Source organism: Lactobacillus leichmannii (assembly GCF_024701915.1).
Lineage (GTDB): Bacteria > Bacillota > Bacilli > Lactobacillales > Lactobacillaceae > Lactobacillus > Lactobacillus delbrueckii.
On the sequence record NZ_QOCY01000037.1, the window covers coordinates 53,924 to 72,013 of the forward strand.

The 18,090-nt window shown below is 49.8% G+C and carries 19 protein-coding genes and 1 pseudogene; 6 read left to right on the forward strand and 14 right to left on the reverse strand.

Translation table 11 applies throughout. The features are described 5' to 3' along the window. The first annotated feature begins 35 nt into the window (after positions 1–35). Positions 36–560, forward strand: coding sequence for a CvpA family protein (locus DS743_RS04005; RefSeq protein WP_013440258.1), 525 nt, complete (start codon positions 36–38; stop codon positions 558–560). Positions 561–605: 45 nt separating this feature from the next. Here DS743_RS04005 and DS743_RS04010 read toward each other — a convergent pair whose 3' ends face one another. The 5 genes and pseudogenes from DS743_RS04010 to DS743_RS04030 form a co-directional block, all read right to left on the reverse strand. Continuing rightward, a complete protein-coding gene (locus DS743_RS04010) occupies positions 606–1,565 on the reverse strand; it encodes an FAD:protein FMN transferase (protein ID WP_035184958.1) in 960 nt (319 codons plus the stop codon). A gap of 11 nt (positions 1,566–1,576) precedes the next feature. After that, positions 1,577–2,360: pseudogene (locus DS743_RS04015) on the reverse strand (tyrosine-protein phosphatase). A 93-nt stretch (positions 2,361–2,453) separates the two neighbouring features. Further along, positions 2,454–3,002 (reverse strand): NADPH-dependent FMN reductase, encoded by a 549-nt coding sequence (locus DS743_RS04020; RefSeq protein ID WP_002879530.1) that lies wholly within the window; start codon positions 3,000–3,002, stop codon positions 2,454–2,456. A gap of 15 nt (positions 3,003–3,017) precedes the next feature. Further along, a complete protein-coding gene (locus DS743_RS04025; protein ID WP_002879531.1) occupies positions 3,018–3,557 on the reverse strand; it encodes an NAD(P)H-dependent oxidoreductase in 540 nt (179 codons plus the stop codon). A gap of 127 nt (positions 3,558–3,684) precedes the next feature. Beyond that, positions 3,685–4,233, reverse strand: coding sequence for a TetR/AcrR family transcriptional regulator (locus DS743_RS04030; protein WP_003616592.1), 549 nt, complete (start codon positions 4,231–4,233; stop codon positions 3,685–3,687). 275 nt (positions 4,234–4,508) lie between these two features. Between DS743_RS04030 and DS743_RS04035 the strand changes: the two genes are divergently transcribed. After that, on the forward strand, positions 4,509–5,909 hold the full coding sequence (locus tag DS743_RS04035; protein ID WP_035184953.1) for a C69 family dipeptidase: 1,401 nt from the start codon (positions 4,509–4,511) through the stop codon (positions 5,907–5,909). 65 nt (positions 5,910–5,974) lie between these two features. Here the strand turns inward: DS743_RS04035 and DS743_RS04040 are convergent, their stop codons facing one another. Beyond that, positions 5,975–6,472 (reverse strand): PTS sugar transporter subunit IIA, encoded by a 498-nt coding sequence (locus tag DS743_RS04040; RefSeq protein WP_072544286.1) that lies wholly within the window; start codon positions 6,470–6,472, stop codon positions 5,975–5,977. A 683-nt stretch (positions 6,473–7,155) separates the two neighbouring features. Further along, the gene (locus tag DS743_RS04045; protein WP_035184948.1) at positions 7,156–7,548 is read right to left on the reverse strand and encodes a hypothetical protein; all 393 of its coding nucleotides are present in this window, start codon (positions 7,546–7,548) and stop codon (positions 7,156–7,158) included. 91 nt (positions 7,549–7,639) lie between these two features. Between DS743_RS04045 and DS743_RS04050 the strand changes: the two genes are divergently transcribed. Beyond that, positions 7,640–8,566, forward strand: a complete 927-nt coding sequence (locus DS743_RS04050; protein ID WP_035184946.1) for a helix-turn-helix transcriptional regulator — start codon at positions 7,640–7,642, stop codon at positions 8,564–8,566. 313 nt (positions 8,567–8,879) lie between these two features. On the opposite strand, the gene DS743_RS04055 is transcribed toward DS743_RS04050, so the two are convergent. The 5 genes from DS743_RS04055 to yaaA all read right to left on the reverse strand — a co-directional run bounded on the left by DS743_RS04055 (position 8,880) and on the right by yaaA (position 13,804). After that, on the reverse strand, positions 8,880–9,554 hold the full coding sequence (locus DS743_RS04055) for an ABC transporter ATP-binding protein (RefSeq protein WP_025896052.1): 675 nt from the start codon (positions 9,552–9,554) through the stop codon (positions 8,880–8,882). A 1-nt stretch (position 9,555) separates the two neighbouring features. Then, complete coding sequence (locus tag DS743_RS04060; RefSeq protein ID WP_003616571.1) at positions 9,556–10,614, reverse strand: ABC transporter permease; 1,059 nt, start codon at positions 10,612–10,614, stop codon at positions 9,556–9,558. Positions 10,615–10,656: 42 nt separating this feature from the next. Next, the gene (locus tag DS743_RS04065) at positions 10,657–11,163 is read right to left on the reverse strand and encodes a TetR/AcrR family transcriptional regulator (RefSeq protein ID WP_003613249.1); all 507 of its coding nucleotides are present in this window, start codon (positions 11,161–11,163) and stop codon (positions 10,657–10,659) included. A 319-nt stretch (positions 11,164–11,482) separates the two neighbouring features. Beyond that, positions 11,483–12,886 (reverse strand): FAD-binding oxidoreductase, encoded by a 1,404-nt coding sequence (locus tag DS743_RS04070; RefSeq protein ID WP_035184943.1) that lies wholly within the window; start codon positions 12,884–12,886, stop codon positions 11,483–11,485. A gap of 180 nt (positions 12,887–13,066) precedes the next feature. After that, complete coding sequence (gene yaaA / locus DS743_RS04075; RefSeq protein ID WP_035184940.1) at positions 13,067–13,804, reverse strand: peroxide stress protein YaaA; 738 nt, start codon at positions 13,802–13,804, stop codon at positions 13,067–13,069. Positions 13,805–13,868: 64 nt separating this feature from the next. Here yaaA and DS743_RS04080 point away from each other — a divergent pair, with 64 nt between their 5' ends. Beyond that, positions 13,869–14,504 (forward strand): hypothetical protein, encoded by a 636-nt coding sequence (locus DS743_RS04080; RefSeq protein ID WP_035184937.1) that lies wholly within the window; start codon positions 13,869–13,871, stop codon positions 14,502–14,504. Positions 14,505–14,597: 93 nt separating this feature from the next. Further along, positions 14,598–15,809, forward strand: coding sequence for a L,D-transpeptidase family protein (locus DS743_RS04085; protein ID WP_035182884.1), 1,212 nt, complete (start codon positions 14,598–14,600; stop codon positions 15,807–15,809). Positions 15,810–15,901: 92 nt separating this feature from the next. Here the strand turns inward: DS743_RS04085 and DS743_RS04090 are convergent, their stop codons facing one another. Beyond that, complete coding sequence (locus DS743_RS04090) at positions 15,902–16,945, reverse strand: Rib/alpha-like domain-containing protein (protein ID WP_035184933.1); 1,044 nt, start codon at positions 16,943–16,945, stop codon at positions 15,902–15,904. Positions 16,946–17,006: 61 nt separating this feature from the next. Between DS743_RS04090 and DS743_RS04095 the strand changes: the two genes are divergently transcribed. Next, a complete protein-coding gene (locus DS743_RS04095; protein WP_258945815.1) occupies positions 17,007–17,480 on the forward strand; it encodes a hypothetical protein in 474 nt (157 codons plus the stop codon). Between the two features lie 203 nt (positions 17,481–17,683). Here DS743_RS04095 and DS743_RS04100 read toward each other — a convergent pair whose 3' ends face one another. After that, the gene (locus DS743_RS04100) at positions 17,684–17,869 is read right to left on the reverse strand and encodes a hypothetical protein (protein WP_003613252.1); all 186 of its coding nucleotides are present in this window, start codon (positions 17,867–17,869) and stop codon (positions 17,684–17,686) included. Between the last annotated feature and the right edge of the window lie 221 nt (positions 17,870–18,090).

Below are 18,090 nucleotides of genomic sequence, written 5' to 3' on the forward strand. Positions count from 1 at the left end.
TTACAGCTAAAAATAAAGGATATAAGGATATAAAGATGCTCTTAGTTATTTTCGTCATTCTCTACATCGCCTGGCAGACCTACAAAGGCTACCATGTGGGTTTCTCCAAGCGGATCGTCAATTTGATCTTCGCCGGTCTGGTCTTCATGCTGGCCATCATGCTGCAAAATCCGGTCGGCGACCTGATCTACACCCAGTTCGTCCAGGGGCAGGCGGGCGACTCCAGCCTGGTCCTGCATGCCTGCCGCTTCGGGGCCTTCTTCGCCCTCTTCTTCATCCTCAAGCAGATATCCAAGATCTTCAAGGCCTGGCTACCCGCCCAGGAGACCAAGACTGGTTTCACGGCCACTTTGGACCACATGGCCGGGGCCATCGTTTCTTTCGTGGCCTCCTACTTCTTCATGTACGTGGTCTTGTCCATCCTCAACTCAGTCGGCATCAGCCAGCTGAGCCAGCTGATCAGCGATTCACAGCTGCTCAGTTTCATCGTCAACGACACGCCAGGTCTGTCGACCGGGGTCTTCAAGACTCTCTTCAGCGTCAGCCGGACCACGGCCTAAGGAAAAAGCAGCTTCACCAGAAGGTGAGGCTGCTTTTGCTTTACTTTAGTAATCCAGGCCGACTTTTTCCACCCGTTCATCGTTATACACGTAAATGGCGCCTAAGCGGCGGTCATTGACCCAGTTGGCAATTGGCTGGCCGGCAAAGAAGCAGCGCTTGCACTCGATTTCCGCGTCAACGGAATTCTTGGTGAAGGTCGTCACCCCGGCGATGTTGGTTTCCACCGGGTAGCCGGTCCGGGAGTCGATCAAGTGGTGGTACTTGTGCCCGTCCACTTCCAAAAAGCGCTCGTAAGTCCCGCTGGTGACCACGGAGCATTCCGGGATCATCATGGCCGTGATGTTTTCTCCCCGCGGCTTCAAAGGATCCTGGACGCCTACCGTCCACATCCCGTTGGCCCGCTTCGGGCAAGGGTTGACGAAGAGGACATTGCCGCCCAGGTTGATGATGCCGGCTTCGACCCCGTAAGCCCGCCAGAGGTCCCTGATCCGGTCGGCCGTCCAGCCCTTGGCGATCCCGCCCAGGTCCAGCTCCATGCCTTCCTGCTTCAAAAAGACCGTGTGGTCATCGTCATTTAATTCGACCATCCAGGGGTCGATCAGCTTCATTTTCTCCTGGATTTCCGCGTCACCTGGCACGCGGGCATCCTGAAAGCCGATGGACCAGAGCTTAACCAGGGGGCCGATTAAGGCGTTGAAGCCGAAGTTTTCCCGGCTGGTCTCAACGGCCAGCTTGATCAAGCCGTAAACGCTGCTGGAAACTTGCACGGCCTCCTTGCCCGCCTGGGCGTTGACCCGGGTTACTTCGGACAGGCCGTAGCGGGGGTGGTCCGGCTTGCGGTTGACCGTCAGCAGGTCTTCAAAGTGGTCGATTAGGACCTTGGTCTGGTCCAGGATCTTTTCCGGGTCTTCCCTTGCCCCGTAGATCTGCAGGCTGATGTGGGTCCCCATGGCCTTGTGCTGGGCCATGACTTGGTCAGTTGATATGTATTTGATGATTCCCATTTTTTAAATCCTTACTCTTCTAGATACTTGGCCCGGAGCTGGTCACGAAGGACGGGCGTTACGCCCAATTGCCGAGTCAAAAAGGCTTCCATGCCGCCATATTCCTGGTCGATGGTGATCAAGGCGCTGTCTAAGTACTCATTGTTGACCGTGCCCAGAGACCTAAGGTTGGCCCGCTGCACCAGGCTTTCCCCGTTTTCCCGGGCTTCCTTGTCCCTTTTGGCCCGGTAGTCGTTAAGGTAGGGAGCGGATAAAAGATAGTCCTGGCGGATGGTTTCCGGGTCAACCCCCAAAACTGTCAGCAAAAAGACAGTCACCAGGCCCGTCCTGTCCTTGCCTTCCGAGCAATGATAAATAGTTCCGCCTTCAGTTTCAGCCAGATAGGCTAAAACCTGGCCAAAAGCCGCCTGGGCGTGCTCTTCCGTCACCATCAGCCGGTAGCTCTCCACCATATGGGCGGAAGCCCGCCAGGGGGTCTAGGCCGTACTGCCTGGCTAATTCCGCCAGGCTGGCTCCGGCCTTGGTCTGGTCCCGGCTGTTAACGGGGATATTGACGTTCTGGATCCCGGCTATCTTTTTATCCGGCCGCTTGCGGCATTCTTGCGGAGAACGGAGGTCGATGATGGTTTTCACCCCGCGAGCCCGCAAATAATTGCCATCTTCTTCACTGATCGCTGCGACCGTCCCGGTCCGCAGCAAAAGTCCGGCCTTGATCTTCCTGCCGGCAAAGCCGGTATAGCCGCCAAGGTCCCGGGGATTGCGGACTGTTTTCAAGGGTAAAAGCTCCTCTGCCATCTTTTCTCCTCCTTCACTTCTCCCTACAATTTTAAAACAAAACAAGGCGGAAGCGCCAAGCTATCCGCCTTATTTTGCAGTTTTTCTTTTACATTACTTCTTGGCTTGGGTAACGAAAGCAAAGAAGGCTTCCATAACCTTGTCCAGCTGAGCGATTGAAGCTTCGTCAACCAGGTCGCCGCTTTCCTTGTCAAAGCTGCTGTAAGCCTGGCCGATCAGCAATTCGTTGCCTGGCAAAACGTTGGCCGTCATGTCCGGAGACAGCAGGATTTCCCGGGCATCTTCCTGGGCGCGGGAAGCGCCTTGGCCGCCCAAGGACACGCCTACAACGCAGACTGGCTTGTAGGCCATAACCTTGCTGCCAGCGTGGCTGCCCAGCCATTCCAAAGCGCTCTTCAAAGCAGCTGGAATAGCGTGGTCGTATTCTGGAGTAGCGATGATCAAGCCGTCAGCCTGGTCAACCTTTTCCCGCCATGCCGCAACGCGGGCATCAGCTTGCCCTTCCTTGTAGAAGGCTGGCAGGTCGCCAATTTCAGCGACTTCGATTTCCGCCTTATCGCCAAAGCGCTTGGCGATGAACTGGCAGAGCAGACGATTGAAAGAAAAATCGGCATTAGTTCCGACAATAGCTAATAATTTCATTTGGCAATCCCCCACTTACTTCGTGATTTGTGCGTACCAGGCGTCGACTTCGTCAAAGAAGTGTTCCAGGAAGTCAACGGTACCGGGAATCTTCAAATCGCCGTTTTCGTCAAAGGCAGTAGCTGCCCCGCCCATCATGAATTCATCGTCGTTGAAGACAACCGGGCGCAGGCCTGGGGAAGCCAAAATCGTCTTCAGCTTGGTCTGTGACCGGGCAGCCCCTTGGGCCAGCGGTGAAGTTGACACGATAACGACTGGCTTGCCGTTGAAGGGGTGAGTGTTGGTTGACAGCCATTCCAGGGCGCTCTTCAAAGCGCTGGTTACTGAGTGCTGTTGTTCCGGTGACCCGATCAAAACCAGGTCAGCAGCGGCAACTTGGTCACTCAATTTGGCCACGTCAGCCGGGTCTTCCTGGCCTTCCTTAAACATCGGCAACCCCTTCACGGTCGCGAATTCAAAATCATACTTATCAGCGAAGTGCTTGGCAATGAACTTCAGCAGCATTTCGTTGTAAGACTTGTCAGCGTTAGATCCGTTAAGAGCTAAAACTTTCATAAAAACCACCTTTCAGATTTTCCATTACTTCCCTATTATACCCAAATTAAAGGGATTTCAGCAGGGCTTTTGTGAATAAATTACAAGGATAGAAATGCCCGATTGATAGTTTGATTTTTTAAATGGATCAGCGGTCAAAAAGGCTTTCCAGCTGCCGTTTGATGATCCGGACGAAGTTGTCCTGGTCATAGTCAATCAGGCCATCGACCAGCATTACGGCCAGGCCGTTGACGATAATCCAGTTGAGGGCGATGAGCCACTTCTCCAGTTCCGGGTCAAGGTCGCGCTGGTACTGTTCGCGGAGCTTGGTGTGGCCCAGGTCCATCAAGGTATCGCGGATTAAGTCGTCACCAAATTCCCCATTGACGAAAATCGTTGAGAACAGGCTCCGGTGGTCGCGGGCAAATTGCAGGTAGGAGAGGTCAACATCGTATAAGGGCTCGCCAATAAATTTCTTCTGCAGGATTTCATCACGCAAGGTGCGGGAGACGCGCTTAAGCACTTCCTTGCGCAGGCCATCCATGTTCTTGAATTCCAAATAGATCGGTTGAGTTGAAAAGTGGCCAGTCTGGGCAATGCTGCGGGCAGTCAGGTTCTCGATCCCGTCGGTCAAGGCCTTCTTGTAGGCGATGTCCAATATTCGCTCGCGATCAATTTCTTTCCTTCTGGCCATTATCTGCTCCACCTAATTTCATCATATTCTGAAAGCACTTTAATATTTCATTCCTAACCAGACCAAGCTTTTCCAGCTGATTCTATTAGCTTAGACTAATGAATTATCGGCAATCAGCCTATAAAAAACTCTTATTCGTACTAATTAATATATTAGCACAATATCAAACCAACAGCGTATTTTTAGTAAAAAGTTAAGCAGATAAACCCCGTTCCTGCGGGCGGAGGCAAAATAAGGTAAAATCTAAACAAGAGCAAAAGGAGAAAAGAGGACAAATTATGACAACACACGGACGTTCATCCTGCACTTCAATCTTGATCGGGAAAAAGGCCAGCCTAGACGGCAGCGTGATTATTGGCCGCAATGAAGACTCACGGACGGCCTGGCCCAAGCACCTGGCCTTCCACCAGCGGCAAGCAGGAGCCCAGACTTTCAAGTCACATGATAACAAGTTCACAATTGATTTGCCAGAGGAGGCCTTTGCATATTCATCCACTCCAGAATGGACGAAAAAGTACGGGCTTTTTGAAGAAGACGGGATCAATGAGTACCATGTGGCAATGAGTGCTACGGAAAGTGCTTATGCCAACGAGCGGGTTCTGGCCATCGACCCCTTTGACGCTGAAAAGGGCCTGCTGGAAGAAGCCATGGTGACTATTGTTTTGCCTTACGTCAAGACGGCTCAAGAAGGGGTCAAGCGCTTGGGCGAAATCGTGGAAAAGTACGGGGCGGCTGAATCAAACGGGATTCTGTTTGCGGACAGAGACGAGGCCTGGTACTTGGAAATCGGGTCCGGCCACCACTGGGTTGCCCAGAGAATCCCGGACGACTCCTACACGGTGGTTGCCAACCAGCTGTCAATTCAGGAGATCGACTTTAAGGATCCGGCCAACTTCCTTTATTCAGCCGGCCTGCAGGAATTCGTTTATGAGCACCAGCTGTGGCCAAAGGAAGCCAAGTTCAACTGGAGGGAAATTTTTGGCACGAGAAGCGAGAGCGACCTGCACTACAACACCCCGCGGGTTTGGTACGGGCAGAAGCTGCTGACCCCGTCAGTTAAGCAGGAGCCGCAATCTTTTGACCTGCCATTTATTCAAAAGGCAGACCGGCCGCTCAGCGTCCAGGACGCCCAGACGGTACTGGCCAGCCACTACAGCGATACGGAATATGACTTGACCAACCCGAAGAACGCGGGCCAGGCAAGCTTCCGGCCGATCGGGGTGGCGACGACCCAGGAATCCCACCTCTTGCAGCTTAAGGGCGAGGACATGTACCACTGGCTGGCCATGGGGGTTACGGCGCAGAGCGTCTACATTCCCTTCTTCCCGCAGGGGACTAAGGTGCCTTACATGTGGGGCAATGGCAAGGTCGACTACAGCCCGAACTCTGCCTACTGGATCTTCAAGCTGGCCGGGGTTCTGGTTGACCGGAACTGGGGCAAGTACGGCAAGGAACTGGCCGACGCCCAGACGGAAGCCAAGGAAAAGGTCCTGCGCCTCCGCTATGAATACGACCAGAAGCTGCATGCTGACCCAAGCCAGGCCACGGCGATCGCGGATGAGGCCAATGCCAAGATGGCCAAGACGGTGACGGACATCTACAACAAGCTGATCAGCAGCTTGATTACCCAGCAGACGGGCGATTCCCCGCTCAGCTTCCAGATGGACCCGAACTTGTAAAAAAGCATATTAAAAAAGGCGTGAACCCGCATCCCTGCAGCGTTCACGCCTTTTTTTCATCTAAATTAATGGTAGCTGATCGTCTGGACCGCTCTTTTGGCATTGATCTCCCTAAAGAAGACCGGTGCCGAGACCCCTTTGAGGATCTGATCGTTGGTATAAGTCACGATCACCGTATCGTCGTAGCCGAGCCCGCGGAGCAGCTTGCGGTTCATGGTCGCCAATAGCTGCCCCTTTTTAACTTCTTGACCGGCTTCAACTAAAATGTCGCAGCCGACCCCGCCTAGCTCTACCGTATTCAAACCCAGGTGGATCAAGAGATCCAGTCCTTCCTTGGTCCGGATGCCAATCTCATGGTTGGTCGGAAACAAAGAAGTGACTGTGCCGTTCAAGGGAGCGTAGATCAAGTCGCTGAACGGCTGAACCGCGAAGCCCTCGCCCAGTCCCTTGCTAGCAAAAATCTCATCGTTGACATCCTCGAGCGGGAACAACCTGCCCTGGACCGGCGCCAGAACCTTGCTCAGCCGGGCCCTGCTCTTTAGCAAATCAAAAATTCTAAACATAAATCAACCTCAAAATGATATTCAGACTAAAATATGTAAGCGGAATCATCACTGTCTAGTTTATCATTTTGATGGTAGTTTTGCTATATGTTCCCGCTAACAATTGTCATTTTCCTAACGGAGCAGCCGTTTTGGCCGCCATTTCGACCTTCCAATTATATTCGTCAACCAATTTGTCCATTTCATGCCGGAACCTCCGTGAAAAGCTGAGGCTCTCACCATTTAGCATGACAATAGTCCGTTTGCGCAAGTTGATCGAGATAGCCATAAATAAGCTTGGCCGTGGTTAACATGTCTTGGTACTTTTCATCAGTGAACAGCTTGCCATTTAGGACAATGCTGGTATTCCGGAGGTCTAGTCGGGCTGGACCATCGTCCTAACTGTAGAATAGGGGATTCCTGTTTCTTTAGCAATGCCTTGCCAACTTAATTTGGACTGCAAGATCTTTTGATAGTCCAAGCTGGTGCTGCTTAGACCGTTCAGTGTCTTCGTATCGTTTGCATCAAGCAACTACATCAAGCTGTTGCAAAGCCTTGCCAATCATCCGGCCGTATGGTGATACAAGCTGGAAACATGTCGACAGTTCATTCAGCCCAAGCCGGAGATGGCCAAAAAGCTCCTAAACACTAACCCCCTGGTTGATTTTCATCCAACCAGGGGGTTTTCTTGTCAGTTATTTAGTTTAGATTTTTTGCTTAACTTCTTGCACGTGGACAACCAGGACCTTCCGCAACCAAGGCAGATCGGCTTTCATGAGGTCAAAGTACTCGCCGGCTTCAACGAATTCGCCATTAGCATAAACGTGGTAGCCACGGCCTGGACCTTCAGTGCCTTCAAACTTCATGGAGCCGAAGGTCAGGATCAGCTGGCTGTTTTGAGCCGCAATATCTGCTTCAATCGACCGCATCCCAGCAGCAGGCACGAGGAAGGTTGAGTCATCAACCACCTTGATGTAGCTGCTCCAGGTGTTGACCACATGAGCTGGACTGGCTTGGTAGGAAACGATCGTTACTGGTTGCGGATCGCTGATTACCTCCAAAAAGTTTTGGGTTAAAGTAGTGCTTTCTTCTAACATATTTAAATTCTCCTTTTCTTCTTGTTGTAGATATCATAAAATGAAAAGGTGCCAATTTACGGCACCTTTTAGCAAAAATAAGGAGAAAAAATTGAAAAAATCTGAGCGGCTTAATCAAGAGCTGATTTTTTTAAGTGACAAGAAGCGCTTTAACCTGCAGGACCTGATGGACAACTTTCAGATTTCCAAGCGGACGGCCCTAAGGGACATTGCCAGCCTGGAGGAACTTGGCTTGGCCTTATACGCCGAAGCAGGCCGGGCTGGCGGCTATTCACTGATTCAAGAGGACCTGCTGACCAAGATATACTTCAATTCGGATGAGGTTGCCGCGATATTTTTCGCGCTCAAAGCCATGGAGCAGCTAAAAGAAACCCCGTTTAACGAATCTTTCCAGATGATCAGCCAAAAGCTGCTCAAGAACCTGGCACCGAGCCGGCAGCAGCAGGCCTTAGCCTCACAAGCAGCGGTTTCCTTCTTCAACACCCCGGCAGTTCACCACAACCCTTACTTGCGCCTGCTGATGGAGTCAATCCTGCACGACTCCCTGGTCCGGGCCAACTTCAAGGGCCAGCAAGTCCTGCTGCAACCCTGCCAACTCTTTTTTAGGGATGGCAACTGGTTGTTTGCGGCCTATGACTTGGTGGGCCAGGCCTTTTGGAACTACCGCTGCGACCAATTGCAGGATTGTACTGAGCAGGCTGCCGTTCCTAATAAGCTTAGTTTGGCTGAATTGAAGCAAAAGCAGCTAGAGTTTGAACACGACAATTCAGGCCAGGAATTTAAAATTCTCCTCAACCACCGGGGCCAGGAACATTTTTTGAAAAATCTCTACCCAAATATGCAGCTTGAGCATGAAGGCGGGACTACTTATTTGACCGGTTCATATACGCCACGCACCTTTGAGTACTTAATTGACTATCTCTTGACTTTTGGACTGAATGCGAAAATCATCACGCCAGAAGAGCTAAGAAGGAGCTTTAAAGAGCGGCTGGCTGCCATACTTGACCAATACAGCTAAAAAGCCCCTAATTGGACTATATTCCAATCCAATGTCATTAAGTTAAGGGATTGACATCAAGAAAGAACCGTATTATCCAAAATTTGGGTAGTACGGTTCTTTTGACTTTTGTAGAATTCGGAATAAAAATAAACGTGGAAGTGTCATTAGCACTCCCACGTTTATTTTTCCATCCCTAACGACCTCACATTTCTCACTCGTTTTCTTATTTAATCATACCATTTTTCCAGATTTTTCCGCCAAAAATTCAAATCCGGTCATTTTTCTTCGTATCCGGTCAAAAAAGGCCCCGCCTGAGCGGAGCCTTCTTCTGTTATTTTCTTTGTGACAACTGCCCGTCCATCATGTCATAGATGTGGTCAGCGTATTTTTCCAGCCGCGGGTCGTGGGTGACCAAAATGATCGCCTTCCTGTCATCCTTGGCCAGCTTCTTAAACAAGCGGCCGACTTCTTCCACCCGTTCACTGTCCAGTGATGCCGTTGGCTCATCAGCCAGTAAAATCTTCGGGTTGGCGTACATGGCCCGGGCGATTGCCACCCGCTGCTTCTGCCCGCCTGACAAGTTCTCCGGATACTTCTTGACCAGGTTCTCAATCCCCAGGTCAGCCAAAAGATCCTTTAATTCTTCCTGGCGCAAGTTGCCGGTCTTCTTCACCTTGTCCACCAGCTGGAACTGTTCCTTAACCGTCAAGTAAGGCACCAGGTTGTAGGCCTGCAAAATAAAGCCCAATTTGTTCAAACGCAGGCGGCTGCGGTCCTTTTCCTTCAACTGGCTGATGTCCTGGCCGTCGATTTCCACCTTCCCGCTCGTCGCGGTCTGCAAGGCACCCATAATCGTCAGCAGGGTGCTCTTCCCGGCCCCGCTTGGTCCCATCAACAGAACCACGTTGCCAGTATCCGCGCTGAAGTCGACCCCCTTGAGGGCAACCGTCGCTGCATCCCCCTGCCCGTAAACTTTTTTCACGTTCTTAATTTCAATCGCTGCCATCTTAGCCTCCAATTGCCTGTACCGGGTCAATCTTCAAAATCGTTCTAACTGGGTTAAGCCCGCCCAGCAGACCCATTACCAACATCCCGCCGATCGTCGCCACGAAAATCCCTGGCGTAAAGGCCATCGGAACAGATGCCGGTATCGCGGCCGCCGTGCCCCAGATTGCCAAAAGAGCCAGGACCAAAGCGCTCGTTACCAAAAGAAGACTCTGGCTGACCGTGGCCCAGATCAAAGTCTTGGCCGGCACGCCCTGTGCCCGCAGAACCGCGTAATTCGGCAGCTTCTGGATAGTCAAAATGTACAGGAAGACTGCCACGATGGCCAGGGAAATGATGAACATGAAAGCAATCATCAATTCAAAAGTCATGTTCTGTTCAGAGTGGCCCGGCAGTTTTTGCGTAAATTCCTTAATTCCGTAAGTCTTGAAGTTCTTCCCCTTAACAGACAGCTTCCGCTGGGAAATGATCCCGGAAGCTTCAATCCCCGGTGCCACGTTCTTTAATTCCTTCCATGCCGGCAAAAAGCCATACATGATCGGTTCAATATTAATCTTGGCATCCTTGACGAAGCCGACGATCGTGTACTTGTGGTCTGACCCGTTCAAGGTCACCTTGTCGCCCAGCTTGTAGCCCTTGTCCTTAAAGCTGCTGTCAGCCGTGACTTCGTACTTGCTCTTAGCCCGTCGGCCAGCAATTACATCCTGGTCCTTGTAGATAAATTCGCCCTTCTTAACCCCCATGTACTGGGCGTTAATCCCGGTCTTGCCCTTCTTCTTGGCCACTACCTGCAGTTCGCCGACCACGGCTTCCTTGTCAGTCAGGTCGATCTTCTTCAAGTCATCCTTGGTCAAAATCGAACTGTTCATAAACAGGTTGGCGTTCTTGTTCAAGACCACGCTCTTGGTCTGCCAGCCTTCCAAAGCCACCGTGTTTTCCCGGGCCAGGCCGTATGCCAGGCCCCAGGTTGCCAAAATCATGTACGCGATCAGAAAAATCATGAAGACGATCAAGCCGTACCGCATCTTTTCATGCTTGATCTCTTTTAGTGCTAAAAACATTTTTTCTGCTTTCTTCCTTTCTTATGTCTTTTCCCAGCTTGCCTATTTATGTTGGCTAAAGAGCTTCTCTAAAGCCTCATGCTCCCGGTCTAAGTAAAAATCTGCCTTGTCCGGGTCCAGCAAGGCTTCCTTGATCGCCTCGTGTGACAGGGCCATGGCCGCCCAGGCACAGGCCGGCATCTGCTTGTTGGGCCTGCTGCTTGGCAAAAGCGCCTCGTTAGCCGCGTAGTGCAGGCGGATCAAGTCATAGTACTGGCTGCCAGTGGCCTTGGTCACAAAGTCCTTGGTCATCTGATAGAGCTCGTCTGCCCCCATCCGGCCGGTCAGGCCCGTGTGCAGGTCCCGCATGGCCAGCTTGAACAGGTACTGGTAAGCATCCGTCAAATCCTCAAAGTACTTGTAAAAGGCCCCCCGGGCAATCCCGGCTTCCTTGACGATCCGCGCCACCTGGGCGCTGGCCAAAGTATGGGCGCTGAATTCCTTGAGCAGGGCCTCTGTTACCCGGTCCTGCTTGTCTTTACTTAAATTCTCAAAAGTTGCCTTGACCATTTTTCACCTCCGTGACACCGTGTCACCCTCAACTGTTTTCCAGTATATGCCTGAAGTGACACCGTGTCAACATAAAAAGTGACGCAGTGTCATTTTTCTTGCACAAAAAAGGGCTGCCGGAGCAGCCCTTCCCTGTGATAATTAATTTGTGAAGCTTAAAAATTAAAATGTTGTTTTGTTGTTTTGTTGTTTTTATGTACTTACTGTTAGGTACTTGTTCTTTTCGTTTTTTGGTTAATTCTTGATTTGCTTAGTTGATTAGTTCTTGATTATTTTTACTTTGGATTTTTAAAGCTTGCCGCGCGGAGGGAGCCGTGCTTTAGTCTAACGGGAAGATCTTGTCTGGGTTAAGGATGCCCTTAGGATCGAAGAGGCCCTTGACCTTTCTGAGCAAGTCGGTGTAGTCCTTGCCGTAGAAGTCTTCGTAGTAGTTCTGGCGGGCGTAGCCAACCCCGTGTTCACCGGACATGTTGCCGTCCACTGACTTGGCGGTCTTGTAGAGTTCGGAGATAATGATGTCGCCCTTCTTGGCAAATTCGTCGTCAGTCATATCGTCTGAGCAAAGGTAGATGTGCAGGTTACCGTCGCCGGCGTGGCCGAAGTTAGGAATCCGCATGTCTTCTTCCTTTTCCAGTTCTTCGATCCGGTGCAGAACCAGCGGAATCTTGTTGATCGGCACGGAAACGTCGACTTCGTCCATCTTAGGAGTTGACTTTTGGATGGCCAAAAGCAGCTTTTCACGGGCGTCCCAGATGGTCTTGGCTTCGTCTGATTCAGCGTTCAAGACAGTTTCCTTCAAAGCGTGGAATGGCTTGACTGCTTCCAAAGCTTGAGCCAATTGGGCTTCAGCGTCGCTGGCCGTGAAGGAGTCGATGCCCAGGATGATGAAGCCGTCGCCTTCCTTGATTGGGAAAGTAGCGTCGTAGTACTTTTCCCACAGGTTCAAGACCTTGCGGCCCATGTATTCAACAGTGGTTGGCACAACGCCGGAAGCCAAGATAGCTGGCACTGACTGGATGGCATCGTCCAAAGTCGGGAAAGAAATGATGGCGTTCAAAGCGTGCTTTGGTCTTGGATAAAGACGGAGAACAGCTTCAGTGATCACGCCCAAAGTCCCTTCAGAACCGATGATCAGGTCCTTCAAGGAGTAGCCGGATGATGACTTAACTGACTTGGAACCGAACTTGTAGACCTTGCCGTCAGTCAAGGCAACCTTGACTTCCCGGATGTGTTCACGGGTTACCCCGTACTTGATAGCCTTGAGGCCACCGGCGTTGGTGCTGATGTTGCCGGCTACAGTAGCCCAGTGCATGGCTGGTGCTGGCATGTAGGTAAATGGCTTGTCTGCCAAAAATTCTTCCAGTTGGTTCAAACGGATGCCTGGTTGAACAGTGATGGTCAAGCTGGCTGGGTCGTAGTCGATAACCTTGTTCATCTTAACCATGTCCAGGGAGATCCCGCCGTGCACAGTCAAGTTAGCCCCCATCAAACCAGTTGAGTTGCCCCGTGGAGTCAAGGCAATTTCGTGGTCGCTGGCATACTTCAAGACGCTGGCTACTTCTTCAGCCGTGGTCGGCTGGATTACCAGGTCAGGCATAGCCCGGACAGTCTTGAATTGGTCGTGGTCCCAGTGTTCAGTTACTTCAGTAATAAAACGTTCTGGGTCGGCAATCATTGGCCGCAAGTTTTCAATGTCTTCAGCAGTTAACTTATGATATTCCATTCTAGCTCACCTTACAGTTTTCTTTTTTGTGTTTCAATCTCCGTTTCTATTAAATCACATCTGAAAGCGTTGTCAATTTTATGATTTATTGCACAAAAGAAAAAAGGCCGGTCAGCAAGCGCTTTCCAGCCTTTTAAAAGTGTAAAATTTTTTTCTTTTTTCGCACTTTGTGAAAAATTGTCATGCCTTCTTCCGGAAAACGACCCGGTCTTTCCCGCTTTGGTCAGGGGCAAAGGCATAGCCGAAGTCGGTGAAGTCCGGCAGGTCGGACAAGTCCCGGCCCCCTTCCGCCAGCCAGCGGACTAAACGGCCCCGGGCCATCTTGGCATGAGTTGCCTGGGTCCGCCATTTGCCGTTTTTCTCTTCCTGGAAGACGACCTCAAGCAAGCGGTCTCCCTCTTTTAAGAACGGAGTCAGGAGATGGCTGTATTCCTTGGAAGCCAGGTTGAGGACCACGGAATCATCTTGGTAGAGCTCTTGGTAAACTTTTTCTCCCCAGAATTCATAAAGGCTCTTATACTTAAAGGCAGGCAGGGGGCTCTTCATTTCCAGGCGGTAGGGCACGATCCCGTCAAAGGGGCGAAGGCTGCCGTAAAGACCGGACAAAACGCGCAGGTGCTGATCCAGGTAGTCTAGCCCGGCTTGGTCTAAAACATCGGCGGCCAGGTACTGGTACTGCAGGCCACTGTAGGCAAAGAGGGCTGGTACTTGCGGCTGAGTTAGGTCAGCAGCCAGCATCTGCCGGGCTTCTTCGGTGATTTTGGCATTGGCCCGCCAGACTTTTTCCAGATCAGCTTGATCTAAGGAATGCAAATAGGACCAAAGCTCCTCAGCCTGGTCGAGGAAGACGGGCTGGCTTTTCGGCAAAAAGCCGCCGTCTATCTGCATTTTTTTAGCGGGGGAAATCACAATCTTCATTTTTTACATCCTATTAATAATCTAGTAAAATAAAACATGTGTTTAACAATAAGGAGGAGCAAGCATGATCAACCCTGATTTTGCGATTATCTTAAATTTTAACCCAACTGGGGCAAATGTAAACGCGGATGCTCTGGTCCGCCGGGCAAGGGACATCGGTGCCCGCGCCGTCAGCGGCCGGGAAGAATTAAAAGCGGCCTGCGAAAAGTACACCATCGCCTACCTGCCAGACCAAGCTGGCCAGCACTACAAGGCAGATGATGTCGTGGACGCTTTGCTAGCTGCCAGAAAGGCCGGCCAGGCCTTAGTCGTTGACGTGGACGGCGAAGACGAAGCTGACCAAGCGACTTTAGACGCTTTGAACGCCTGGATGCACAAGTTTGGCCACGCGGTTAATGAAGGCCAGGAAAGTGACTTGTCAGCTGACGCGGCAGAGGCTTTTGTCTTGACCAACCGGCACGCGCCATACCAGGCCTACCTTTTCTTAAAGGCCCCTTATCCTGCAGAGGTCAAGGTGACTGGCTTGACGGAAGCGCCAAACCGGATCGAATGGCTCGACGGCCGGGAAGAATGTGAATTTGTTTTTGAAAACGGAGTCCTGACGGTTCAGTTAAAGAAGCAAGAAAGTCCTTTTGCCTGGCAACTGGTGCGGATTCAAGGCCACCGGCCGGAGGACGATATCGCGGAGACAAAATTTTAAATTCATATTAAATATCTCTCCGTACATTTTAATCGCTAAGAGATTCGTATTATACTGAACACAATCTTTTGAATGAGCAGATTGGAGTTATTAATGACTTCTCGCAAAGACTACCGAAAGAAAAATACTCAAGGCAGCAAATACCTGATTATCGCGGGTGTGGCGGTTATCGTCCTGGCCTGCGCGGGTATTTGGGGCCACAATGCCTACCAACAGCACCAGGCAACCGTTCTGGCGGAAAACAAGAAGCAGGTGGCATACAACAAGAAGCACTTCAACGCTAACGTCACTATCTATGGCGTCAAGGTGGGCAAGCTGACGGTTGACCAAGCGGTCGAAAAGATCCAGGCCAAGGCTGTCAACAAGCTGGTCTACAAGGACGGCAAGATCAGTGCTGTTCGTGACAGCAAGCTGACAACTATCAGCAAGGAGCAGGTCCAGAAGTACTTTGACAAGCAGTACACCCAGCTGCCGACTGACCAGAGCTACAATTACGAGAACACGGCTCTGAAGAAGGGCAAGAGCAAGCTGAAGGCCATTACCGCGGCCAGCGTGGACTACTCTGTGGCGGGGAAGACTTTTACCCTGGCAGCTAAAGACTACTTGACCCAAGTCAGCTACTACAGCGGCGCTGTCCACTACGACGACGCAAGCAAGCTGACGGCGAAACTGAACGCCATGGACAAGGAAGTCAAGACTTTGGGCAAGAGCTACAAGTTCAAGACGCCAGCCGGGTCAACCATCACCGTTACCAACCAGAGCTACGGCTGGGGGATCTGGACGGCCAGCGCCAAGAAGGCGGTTCTGTCAGCTTATGAGACTGGCAAGAAGACCATTGACGGGAAGAACCACATCTATGGTGAAGGCTACACCACGCAAGGTCTGGGCTACGGCAAGAGCAACAATGGGCTGGGCAACAGCTATGTGGTTGTGTCAATCGCCAGCCAGGACATGTGGGTGGTTGTCAACGGCAAGGTGGTCGTAACTGTATCTGACGTGGTTACGGGGACGGCCAACAAGGGCGACAACGCTACGCCTACTGGGGTTTGGTACATCATGTACAAGCAGAAGGACGCTACTTTAAGAGGGCAGAACGACAACGGGTCGAACTACGCTTCTAAGGTCAGCTACTGGATGCCGTTTACGATGAGCGGCTGCGGGCTGCACGACGCGTCATGGCGGACCGACTGGTCAAGCACGGCCTACCTGAAAGGCGGGTCACACGGCTGCGTCAACATCCGGCCTAGTAAAATCAAGTCCGTTTGGAACGCGGTTAAGGTGCACATGCCTGTGATCGTTTACTAAGAAGTAAATTACATATGAAAAAGGATCTATCTTCATCGAGAAGGTAGATCCTTTTTTGGTTAAGTTAAGGTTAGTGGGTTAATCATCGAAAACTATTTGTCATACGATGACGTGTAAGATAATTCTACATCATCATAATCATATGATTGAAATGACTTAGTAATTGACTCACCTGGCTGTAGACCATCAGCGTCATCTGGTTCCATTAGGGTTTCATGCTCATAGATTACTTTCCCATCTTTAAAAAGGAATACATCTACACTCGGATAATATATCTTCTTAGTTCCGATATTCGTTGCTTTTATATCGTATCCAAAGCCTTTATTTTTAGAAACTTCTACTTTTAAGTCGGAGTTTGCTGATTTATGATCCGTATTAGTCGCATAGAATTGATAATTTATATGACCATAATAGTATGGCTTTTCATCCCAAAAATCCCCATACAAGATAATTGATTGATTAGGAGCAACTGGACCATTTTCTTCGCCCGTCATACCACAAATTTCTTTGCCATGAGTATCTTCAGCATTCATACTTGCTCTGAAATTTAATGTCTTGTCAGATTTGTTAGTGACTTTGAGCATTAAATATCTAGAATTAGGAGAAGATTGACCCTCAAAAGCTTCAATTGATGCAACATCTAACGGCGAAATTATTTTTACCGTTACTGGTCTCGTAACATCCTTTGAACCATCTGGGTAATATGCTGTTATCGTAGCAGAATACACACCAGTTTCGTAACAATCTACTTTTGAGTCAAAATAAAATTCAGTTCCTTTTGGGAGAGTATCGGCATTAGTCACCAGTTCACTTGCCTTCAAGTCATTTCCAGTAAAGCCTTCTCCATCCTTAACGATAGGCTCGTAAATTTCTGCGTCTGTTTTGGGTCTCACACGTACTTGAATCGTATCTGAACTATTTTCAGATCCATCTGGGTACTGGGCAATGACCTTAATGTAATACGTTCCAACTTTATTTAAATCAGGCTCTTTATCAAACTTAAGTTTCGTACCAGAGGGAAGTTCATTTTCGTTTGAAATTAACCAACTCCACGGCAACGGATCACCTACTGCTACACCAACATCTGGTTCACCAGCTATAGGCTTATAATGATCAGCATCCTTACTCTCTTTCACACTTGAGCTGTTTTCTGGCTTGTCTGCTGGTTGGTCAGTTGATGGCTTTGTTGACGGCTGATTGGTCTTTGTATTTGTCGTTGGCTTTGAGGTAGTCTTTTTTACGGTCTTCTTCTTTGACTTTGAAGCAGTCTTCTTCGTCGTTTTCTTCTTCGACTTTGAAGTTGCCTTCTTTACTGACTTCTTCTTTGGCTTTGAAGTAGTCTTCTTTGCCGGCTTCTTCTTCGACTTTGAAGCGGCCTTCTTCACCGTCTTCTTTGACTTTGAAGTAGCCTTCTTTACCGTCTTCTTCACCGTCTTCTTTGACTTTGAAGTAGCCTTCTTTACCGTCTTCTTCTTTGGCTTTGAAGTAGTCTTCTTTGCCGGCTTCTTCTTCGACTTTGAAGTAGTCTTCTTTGCCGGCTTCTTCTTCGACTTTGAAGTAGTCTTCTTTGCTGGCTTCTTATTCGACTTTGAAGTAGTCTTCTTTACCGGCTTCTTCTTAGATTTTGAAGTAGATTTCTTTGTCTTTTTCTTCTTAGCAGTCTTCTTTTGAGCCGCTGCAACTTTAACTGGCTGTACTGAACTAGGTATCGTTTCAACATCACTACCTAATAAACCTAACGCTACTATAAGCGTCAGAATACGACTAAGTTTCATTTTCATATTCCTAATCCTCAATTACATTCCACAAAATACGCGTGGCACTAGTCTAAGAATGGAGATGTGTTTCAACTAGAACCACGCGTACATTATTTTCTATTTATCAGCTAATTCCTTAAGTTTCTGGACAGGTTCGCTCTCCTTGAGCTTTCTCTTCCCCTTCTCCATGAGGATCCCTGCCTGCACGCCCTTCAAGAATGGCGCTGACCGCTTCAAAGCCTGACCACCAGCATAGCCTAAAGCCAGCAAAAGGGCGATTCTCTTAGCATGCTTCATCTTCATTTTGATCACCTTATTTCTCACACATCTCTGACCATTTCTTACTACTTATATTATAGCGCTTTCTCCGGTTCGGATGATACAAAATATTTTCAGTAAAACATGGTTGTTTATTATGTGCAATCGGTTACAATGTAAATGTAGATGTAATCGTACATTCTTTGAGGTAATAAAATGAACAACGATTTTAAAGATATCATGCAAAACAGAAAGTCTATCCGGCA

Bases quoted from the DNA above. Each gene is read 5' to 3' on its own strand.
- DS743_RS04005 (WP_013440258.1), top strand. From the start codon at position 36: ATGCTCTTAGTTATTTTCGTCATTCTCTACATCGCCTGGCAGACCTAC.
- DS743_RS04010 (WP_035184958.1), bottom strand. From the start codon at position 1,565: ATGGGAATCATCAAATACATATCAACTGACCAAGTCATGGCCCAGCAC.
- DS743_RS04020 (WP_002879530.1), bottom strand. From the start codon at position 3,002: ATGAAATTATTAGCTATTGTCGGAACTAATGCCGATTTTTCTTTCAAT.
- DS743_RS04025 (WP_002879531.1), bottom strand. From the start codon at position 3,557: ATGAAAGTTTTAGCTCTTAACGGATCTAACGCTGACAAGTCTTACAAC.
- DS743_RS04035 (WP_035184953.1), top strand. From the start codon at position 4,509: ATGACAACACACGGACGTTCATCCTGCACTTCAATCTTGATCGGGAAA.
- DS743_RS04040 (WP_072544286.1), bottom strand. From the start codon at position 6,472: ATGTTTAGAATTTTTGATTTGCTAAAGAGCAGGGCCCGGCTGAGCAAG.
- DS743_RS04045 (WP_035184948.1), bottom strand. From the start codon at position 7,548: ATGTTAGAAGAAAGCACTACTTTAACCCAAAACTTTTTGGAGGTAATC.
- DS743_RS04055 (WP_025896052.1), bottom strand. From the start codon at position 9,554: ATGGCAGCGATTGAAATTAAGAACGTGAAAAAAGTTTACGGGCAGGGG.
- DS743_RS04060 (WP_003616571.1), bottom strand. From the start codon at position 10,614: ATGTTTTTAGCACTAAAAGAGATCAAGCATGAAAAGATGCGGTACGGC.
- DS743_RS04065 (WP_003613249.1), bottom strand. From the start codon at position 11,163: ATGGTCAAGGCAACTTTTGAGAATTTAAGTAAAGACAAGCAGGACCGG.
- DS743_RS04070 (WP_035184943.1), bottom strand. From the start codon at position 12,886: ATGGAATATCATAAGTTAACTGCTGAAGACATTGAAAACTTGCGGCCA.
- yaaA (WP_035184940.1), bottom strand. From the start codon at position 13,804: ATGAAGATTGTGATTTCCCCCGCTAAAAAAATGCAGATAGACGGCGGC.
- DS743_RS04080 (WP_035184937.1), top strand. From the start codon at position 13,869: ATGATCAACCCTGATTTTGCGATTATCTTAAATTTTAACCCAACTGGG.
- DS743_RS04085 (WP_035182884.1), top strand. From the start codon at position 14,598: ATGACTTCTCGCAAAGACTACCGAAAGAAAAATACTCAAGGCAGCAAA.
- DS743_RS04100 (WP_003613252.1), bottom strand. From the start codon at position 17,869: ATGAAGATGAAGCATGCTAAGAGAATCGCCCTTTTGCTGGCTTTAGGC.